Origin of the sequence: Nocardioides ganghwensis (assembly GCF_014779655.1) — a bacterium.
Classification (GTDB): domain Bacteria; phylum Actinomycetota; class Actinomycetes; order Propionibacteriales; family Nocardioidaceae; genus Nocardioides; species Nocardioides ganghwensis.
Genome location: NZ_JACXYX010000018.1, coordinates 93,066 through 99,939 on the forward strand (window position 1 = coordinate 93,066; position 6,874 = coordinate 99,939).

The 6,874-nt window shown below is 71.5% G+C and carries 6 protein-coding genes; 4 read left to right on the top strand and 2 right to left on the bottom strand.

Features of this window, described 5'->3' with window-relative positions:
• Positions 1 to 2: 2 nt before the first annotated feature.
• A complete protein-coding gene (locus IEZ24_RS18480) occupies positions 3 to 1,844 on the bottom strand; it encodes a sensor histidine kinase (protein ID WP_129456224.1) in 1,842 nt (613 codons plus the stop codon).
• 115 nt (positions 1,845 to 1,959) lie between these two features.
• The gene (locus tag IEZ24_RS22460; RefSeq protein ID WP_129456223.1) at positions 1,960 to 3,717 is read right to left on the bottom strand and encodes a sensor histidine kinase; all 1,758 of its coding nucleotides are present in this window, start codon (positions 3,715 to 3,717) and stop codon (positions 1,960 to 1,962) included.
• A 128-nt stretch (positions 3,718 to 3,845) separates the two neighbouring features.
• Between IEZ24_RS22460 and IEZ24_RS18490 the strand changes: the two genes are divergently transcribed.
• The 4 genes from IEZ24_RS18490 to IEZ24_RS18505 all read left to right on the top strand — a co-directional run bounded on the left by IEZ24_RS18490 (position 3,846) and on the right by IEZ24_RS18505 (position 6,731).
• Positions 3,846 to 4,991, top strand: coding sequence for an acyl-CoA dehydrogenase family protein (locus IEZ24_RS18490; protein WP_129456222.1), 1,146 nt, complete (start codon positions 3,846 to 3,848; stop codon positions 4,989 to 4,991).
• Positions 4,991 to 5,551, top strand: a complete 561-nt coding sequence (gene thpR / locus IEZ24_RS18495) for an RNA 2',3'-cyclic phosphodiesterase (RefSeq protein ID WP_129456221.1) — start codon at positions 4,991 to 4,993, stop codon at positions 5,549 to 5,551. Before IEZ24_RS18490 ends, thpR begins: the two co-directional genes overlap by 1 nt.
• Before the next feature lie 65 nt (positions 5,552 to 5,616).
• Positions 5,617 to 6,342 carry a VIT1/CCC1 transporter family protein gene (locus IEZ24_RS18500; protein ID WP_129456293.1) on the top strand — a complete coding sequence of 242 codons (726 nt, stop codon included), beginning with the start codon at positions 5,617 to 5,619 and terminating at the stop codon, positions 6,340 to 6,342.
• 104 nt (positions 6,343 to 6,446) lie between these two features.
• Positions 6,447 to 6,731 (top strand): YrhB domain-containing protein, encoded by a 285-nt coding sequence (locus tag IEZ24_RS18505; RefSeq protein WP_129456220.1) that lies wholly within the window; start codon positions 6,447 to 6,449, stop codon positions 6,729 to 6,731.
• Positions 6,732 to 6,874: the final 143 nt, after the last annotated feature.

Sequence of the window (6,874 nt, forward strand, 5' to 3'; positions counted from 1 at the left end):
CCTCAGGACCCGACGACCCAGCTCGTCGAGTCGCGTGGCGAGGGGTCGTCGTCCGGCTCGTCGGAGCTGAGCGGACGGAAGTGCAGCCGTACGCAGGTGCCGCGCCCGAGCGTCGACTCCACCTCGACCCTGCCGCCGTGGCGCTGCATGATCTCCCGCACGATCCCCAGGCCCAGCCCGGTGCCCGGGCGCATCAGCGCCTCCTCGTTGGTCGAGCGGAACAGCGGCGCGAACAGGTTGGCCTGGTCGGAGTCGGAGATGCCGATGCCCTCGTCCCGGCACGCGAAGGACAGGCCACCGTCGGCACGCCGCTCGACGCCGAGCCAGATCTCGTCACCGGTGTTGGAGTACTTGACCGCGTTGTCGACGAGGTTGGTGACGGCGCTGGCGATCTCGCGCGGGTCGCCGAGGACCACCGCCTCGCCGAGGTCCCCGACCAGGTGCAGCGTCACGCCCACCCGCTCGGCGACGGCGGTCATCGCCGACAGCGTCTCCTCGACGATCGGGACGAGGTCGGTGTGCTGCATGGCCGGCGGGGACTGCGGGTCGCTGACGCGGGAGAGCATCGCGAGGCCCTGCAGCAGGTCGCCCAGGCGCTCGCTGCCGCGCAGGATCGCCTGCGCGCGCTTGCGGTCGCGCTCGTCGACGAACTCGCTCGAGGCGAGGAACTCGGCGTTGGCCGCGATCACCGTCATCGGGTTGTTGATCTCGTGGGTGAGCTCGCGCAGGAAGCGGTGTCGCGACTCCTCGAGCTCGCGCAGCTCGGTCAGCAGACGACGCTCGCGCTGGGTGGCGTACGCGTTGGCGATGGCGCGGCCCAGGTCGTGCCCGAGCTCGAGGGCGGCGACCCCCTCGCCGTCGGTCCAGCGCCGTGACCCGGTGCGACGCGCGCACATCAGCATGCCGAGCACCTCGTCGTCGACACCGACGGGCGCCACGACGACCGCCTCGAAGCCGGCCGCTCGCAGCGCGTCGCTGAACCACGGCGCGTACGCCGTCAGCTCGGCGTCGCCCCAGACGTTCTCCGGCTCGATGACCAGCACGTGCTGGCCGACCCAGGCCCGCGCGGCCGCCTCGTCGAGCGCGCGGCGCACCTCGGGCGCCATCTGGAGGCCGAGGCTGTCGGGGGCCTCGACGTCCTCGTCGATGAACACGCGGATCTCGAGCTCGTCGACCGACAGCGCCCCGAGCAGCGTGGAGCGGGCCTCGCGCAGCAGGTGCCCGACGTCGTGGCGGGCCGGGCCGGAGCGGGCCAGGCGCCGTGTGGCGCGGATGACCCGCATGTGGTCGGCGTACTCCTCGCGCTCGATCGCGGTGAGCACCGAGTTGAGCGTCATCGACAGCTCGTCGGAGACCTCGAGGAGCCGCTCCTTGTCGGGGCGCCGCCCGTCGACGGGGACGTCGACGTAGAGCAGGGCACGGAGGTCGCCGCGCTCGTCGAGGATCCGTGCGACCAGCATGTCCATCGGGTGCCAGTCGCCGACCTCCCCGGTGACCGGGATGTCGGGGACGACGATCACGCCGTCCATCTGCTCGCGCAGCTCCTCGGAGAAGTTCTCCTCCGGGACCCAGATGAAGAGCCCGAACGGCTCGCCGACGGCGAAGACCTGCTGCATGTCGGACAGCCGCGAGGCGGTGCCGAGCCGCTCCTGGGCGCTGGTCATGTCGCCGTAGATCGCGACGAACTCGAGCAGGCCCTTGGGGCGGACCACCTCGATGGCGCAGACGCGGAAGCCGGCGCGGGTGGCGGCGTCCCGGGCGAGGGCGTGCATCAGCGCACGGGCGCGTGCATCACCCCAGCTCAGGTCGCGCGTCCTGCGCTCCCCCTTCTGCCCCTGCTCCATGGCGCACTCGTCCTCCCCACCCGCCACTGGGATGGTAGGCGCGGCGCCAAGCGGCCGGGCGGGTTTCCGCAGGTCTTGGGCCCGGCTGTGGACGAACTGTTGCCCGGCGTGGTGCTCAGCCCACCTCGGCGGGTGGGGCGAGCGGGAGCCACACGGTGAAGGTGGTCCCCTCGCCCACGTCCGAGGTGACCCGGACGGTTCCGTGGTGGGCGGTCACCACCCGCTCGATGATCGCCAGGCCCAGGCCGGTGCCGGGACGCCTGCGCGCCTCCGCGCTGCCGGAGCGGAAGAACGGCGTGAAGACCTTGTCGACCTCGTGGGCGGGGATCCCGATGCCGGTGTCGGCACAGGTGACCCGTACGCCGTCGCCCCCGTCGGCCGTCGCGCGCGCGACGTCCATGCTCACCCGTCCCCCGGCCTCGGTGTACTTGAACGCGTTGGAGAGCAGGTTGGTGACCATCCGCTGGAGCGCGGCGGGCTCGCCGGTGAGGACGAGGTCGTCGGCCACTGCGAGCCGCAGCTCGACCCCGGACAGGGTCGCCATCGGCGCGAGGAACTCCGCGCACTCGTGGACCAGGGCGGAGAGGTCCACCTCGGTCATCGACGTGCCGCGCTCCGGGTCGCTCACCGAGGCCAGGGCCATCAGGTCCTCGACCATGTCCTCGATCCGGCGCGTGGCCCGGACGAGCGCGTCCAGCGATTCCTGCGCCTCGTCGGTCTGCGGGACCTGGCCGAGCAGCTCGAGGTGGGTGAACAGGACGCTCACCGGGTTGCGCAGCTCGTGGGCGAGCGTGAGGACCATGTCGCGGCGGTAGTCGCTGACGCCGCGCAGCTCGGCGTTGAGCGCACGCTCGCGCTCGCCGAGGCGGGCCTCGAGCAACAGCCGGGCGAGGTCGGCGGCCACGACGGTGGCCGCGTTGATCTCCGAGGCGATCCAGCGCGGCGCGTCCGCCGCGCGGCCCATGGCCAGGGTTCCGAGGTACTCCTCGCCCGCGCCGATCGGGACGAGGAGACCGGACCCCAGGTCGTGGGCGTCGAGGAGCCGGGTGAGGGAAGGCGGGGTCTCCACCGACTCCTCCTGCATGCTCCAGGTCCGCTCGCGCTCGACCACGACGTGGCCGCGCCGTTCCCACTGGCGACGCATCACCTCGCCCATGCGGTGCCGGTCGTCCTCGAGGCCCGGGACGACCGAGCCGGACACGACCACGTCGACGGTGGCGACGTCGAGGGCCTCGCCGAGGGCGCGGGACAGCTCGGACATCAGGTCCGCGACACCCAGGCCGGGCCGTACGGTGTCGATGGCGCGGCGGGCCTGGGTGACCATGCGGACCTGCTCGCCGTAGAGCTCGCGCTCGACGATGCTGACGATCGCCTCGAACAGCACGCCCGCCTCGGCGTTGATCGCCGCCACCACCTCGGGCGTCGGCCGCAGGCCGGAGAGCGGCTCGTCGAGGTAGAGCAGCCCGCGCAGCTCGCCGTCCTTGTTCTCCAGCAGGCGCACCAGCTGGTCGTCGGGGTCCCACCCGTTGGGCAGCCCCGAGGCCGGCACGTCCGGCTTGTGGCCGTACTCGTCGAGGAACGCGCGGGTCACGTCGTCGAGGCGCTCGCTGGGGATGTGGCGCCAGCCGTCCATCTCCTGCCCGAGGTCGTGGATGTGGTCGAGCGCCAGTGGTGAGGCCTGCCCGAGCATCTTGTCGCGGGCCGCGTCGTCGCCCGCGATGGCGACGAACTCGAGGAAGCCGTCGGAGCGCAGGGCCTCGATGGCCACGACCTTGTGCTGGGTCCGCTTGGCGATGTCCTCGGCGACGGCGTGCAGGACGGCGCGCTGCGACTCGTTGCCCCACGCCTGTCCCCGCGGGCGTGCCCACGCCACGTCGCTGTCCCTCACCGTGCGCTCGCCCCCTCACCAGTCCGACGCCGCGACGGTACGCCGAAACCGGCCGGCCCGGGACCGTCTTGGGAATGATGGTCGGCTTGGTGACTCACGGGTAACATAGCGGCATGAAGCGTGAGATCTACGACGAGGACCACGAGGCGTTCCGCGCCTCGGTCAAGCAGTTCCTGGACCGCGAGGTCACCCCGCACCTCGAGACGTACGCCGACAACCACGGCCTCGACCGCGAGTTCTGGCTCGCCGCCGGCAAGCAGGGCTTCCTCGGCCTCGAGATCCCCGACGAGTTCGGCGGCTCGGAGGCCGGCGACTACCGCTTCAACGCGGTGCTGACCGAGGAGCTGGCCAAGGTCAACATGACCCTGCCGAGCTGCGTCGGCATCCACGCCGACATCACGGTGCCCTACCTCGTGCACCTCACCGACGACGAGCAGAAGGCGCGCTGGCTGCCCGGCTGCGCGAGCGGCGAGATCGTCACCGCGATCGGCATGACCGAACCCGGCGGCGGCTCCGACCTCGCCAACCTCAAGACCACCGCGGTGCGTGACGGCGACGACTGGATCATCAACGGGTCCAAGACGTTCATCACCAACGGCGGCTCCGCCGACCTCGTCCTCGTCGCGGCGCGCACCGCCCCGGAGAAGAAGGCCAAGGGCATCTCGCTCTTCGCTGTCGACACCACCCTCGAGGGGTTCAGCGTCGGGCGCGTGCTCGACAAGGTCGGCCAGGACGAGTCCGACACCGCCGAGCTCGCCTTCGAGGACGTCCGCGTCTCCGGGGCCGACCTCGTCGGCCCGCTCGACACCGGCTTCATCTCGATGATGCAGTTCCTGCCGCAGGAGCGGCTCGGCTCGGCCATCACCAACCTGGCCCACGCCAAGCAGATCCTCGAGGAGACGGTCCAGTACGCCAAGGACCGCCAGGCCTTCGGGCAGCCGATCGGCGCCTTCCAGAACACCCAGTTCCTCCTCGCCGACCTCGTCACCCGCGTCGACGTGACCCAGGCCTTCGTCGACCAGTGCGTCATCGCGCACACCAAGAAGGAGCTGACCCCCGTCGACGCGGCCAAGGCCAAGTGGTGGACCTCGCAGGTCCAGAACGACGTCCTCGACCACTGCGTCCAGGTCCATGGCGGCTACGGCTACATGAACGAGTACCGCGTCGCCCGCGCCTGGCGCGACGCCCGGGTCACCAAGATCTGGGCCGGCTCCAACGAGATCATGAAGATGCTGATCGGGCGCGACCTGGGGCTCTGATGCGGGCGTTCGTCGCGGTTGTCCCGCCCGCCGAGGTCGTCGAGCACCTCGACGCCTTCCTGGACGTACGCCGGGAGGCCGCGGCCTTCCGCTGGTCGACGCCCGAGCAGTGGCACGTGACGCTGGCGTTCGCCGCGTCGGTGCCCGAGCGGTCGCTGGACGAGCTCGACGACCTGCTCGCGGAGGCGGCGGCACGCCGGGTGTCGTTCGGGATGCGCGTCGCCGGCGGCGGCGCCTTCCCGCACCCCGACGCCGCCCGCGTCCTCTGGGCCGGGCTGGAGCCCGACGACGACGCCGCGCTCGACCAGCTGGCAACGGCTGCTCGGGCCGCGGTGTCCCGCGCCGGCGCCCGTGTCGACGGGCAGCGGTTCCACCCGCACCTGACCCTCGCGCGGCTCGGACGGCCGGCCAACGTCACCTCGTGGGTCCGGCTCCTCGACGCGTACGCCGACGCCCCGCGCTGGCAGGTCACCGAGCTCGCCCTCGTGGCGTCCCACCTGGGCGAGGGCCCGCGCCGGCGCCCACGCCACGAGGTCCTGGGGACGTACGCCCTCGCCTGACGGCTGAGCGCAGCCTCACCTTCGTTGCGACGGCCCCTCCCGCGGGCGAGGATCGTGGGGTGAGCATGGAGATCGGGACCGACGAGGAGCCCCAGCACTTCCACGACGACCTGGGCGACCACGTCGGCACGCGGCTGAACTGGCTGCGCGCCGCCGTCCTCGGCGCCAACGACGGCATCGTCTCGACCGCCGGCGTGGTGATGGGCGTCGCGGGCGCCACCGACGACAGCGGCACGATCGTGATCGCCGGCATCGCGGCCCTGACCGCCGGCGCGCTGAGCATGGGCGCGGGCGAGTACGTCTCGGTCAGCACCCAGCGCGACTCCGAGAAGTCGATCCTCCACCTCGAGGCGACCGAGCTGCGGCAGATGCCGGAGACCGAGGAGCGCGAGCTCGCGAAGATGTACGTCGAGAAGGGCCTCTCGCAGGAGACCGCCGAGCAGGTCGCGCGCGAGCTCACCGAGCACGACGCCCTGCGCGCCCACGCCGACATCGAGTTCGGCATCGACCCCGACAACCTCACCAACCCCTGGCACGCGGCGTGGGCCTCGATGCTCGCCTTCACCATCGGCGCGCTGCTGCCGCTGCTGATCGTGGCCTTCGTGCCGGCCGAGACGCGGATCCTCGTCACCGTGCTGAGCGTGGTCGCCGCCCTGGCGCTCACCGGCTTCGTCAGCGCCAAGATCGGGCTGAGCCCCCGGCTGCCCGCGGTCCTGCGAAACGTCAGCGGCGGCGTGCTCGCGATGGGCGTCACCTACCTCATCGGCATGTACGCGGGCGTGCACCTCTGAGGTCCGGCTCCGGACGGTCGCGCCTCCTGGCGTTGACGCCTTGAGCATCCGGATCTGCCGATGAGCGAGCGCCCAGAGCGCCGACGCTCGGTAGCCTCGAACCCATGACCGAGGATGACGCACGCCGAGTGGCTGTCTCGTTGCTCAACTCCCGCTACCCGGAGTTCGCAGCGGGCGACTGGGTGATCTCGGACGTCACCGAGTACGACACCGCGTGGGCGTTCTCTTACAACAGTCGCGCGTTTCTCGACACAGGCGAGGTAACCCGCGCGCTTGCAGGCAACGGTGCCCTCGTCGTCCCCAAGTCCGGCGACGAACCATGGTTCACGTGGTCGGGAGCCGACACCGCGAGCCAGATCACCCAGGGACGGTCTGCCTTCGAGGCCTGACGCCAACGTCCGGATCTGGCACCCCTCTGTGTCAAGACGCAGCAGTGAGTGGAGTTCTAGGGTGTTGCGTGGCGGGTCCGGGAAGTGGCTTGTCCGAAGAGTTGGTGTGGGGCTGTGAGCCGGCCGCGCTGGAGTCAGAGTCG

What these genes read in the sequence shown, in the direction of transcription:
- IEZ24_RS18480 (WP_129456224.1), bottom strand. Translation starts at nt 1,844, where the DNA reads ATGGAGCAGGGGCAGAAGGGGGAGCGCAGGACGCGCGACCTGAGCTGG.
- IEZ24_RS18490 (WP_129456222.1), top strand. Translation starts at nt 3,846, where the DNA reads ATGAAGCGTGAGATCTACGACGAGGACCACGAGGCGTTCCGCGCCTCG.
- thpR (WP_129456221.1), top strand. Translation starts at nt 4,991, where the DNA reads ATGCGGGCGTTCGTCGCGGTTGTCCCGCCCGCCGAGGTCGTCGAGCAC.
- IEZ24_RS18500 (WP_129456293.1), top strand. Translation starts at nt 5,617, where the DNA reads ATGGAGATCGGGACCGACGAGGAGCCCCAGCACTTCCACGACGACCTG.
- IEZ24_RS18505 (WP_129456220.1), top strand. Translation starts at nt 6,447, where the DNA reads ATGACCGAGGATGACGCACGCCGAGTGGCTGTCTCGTTGCTCAACTCC.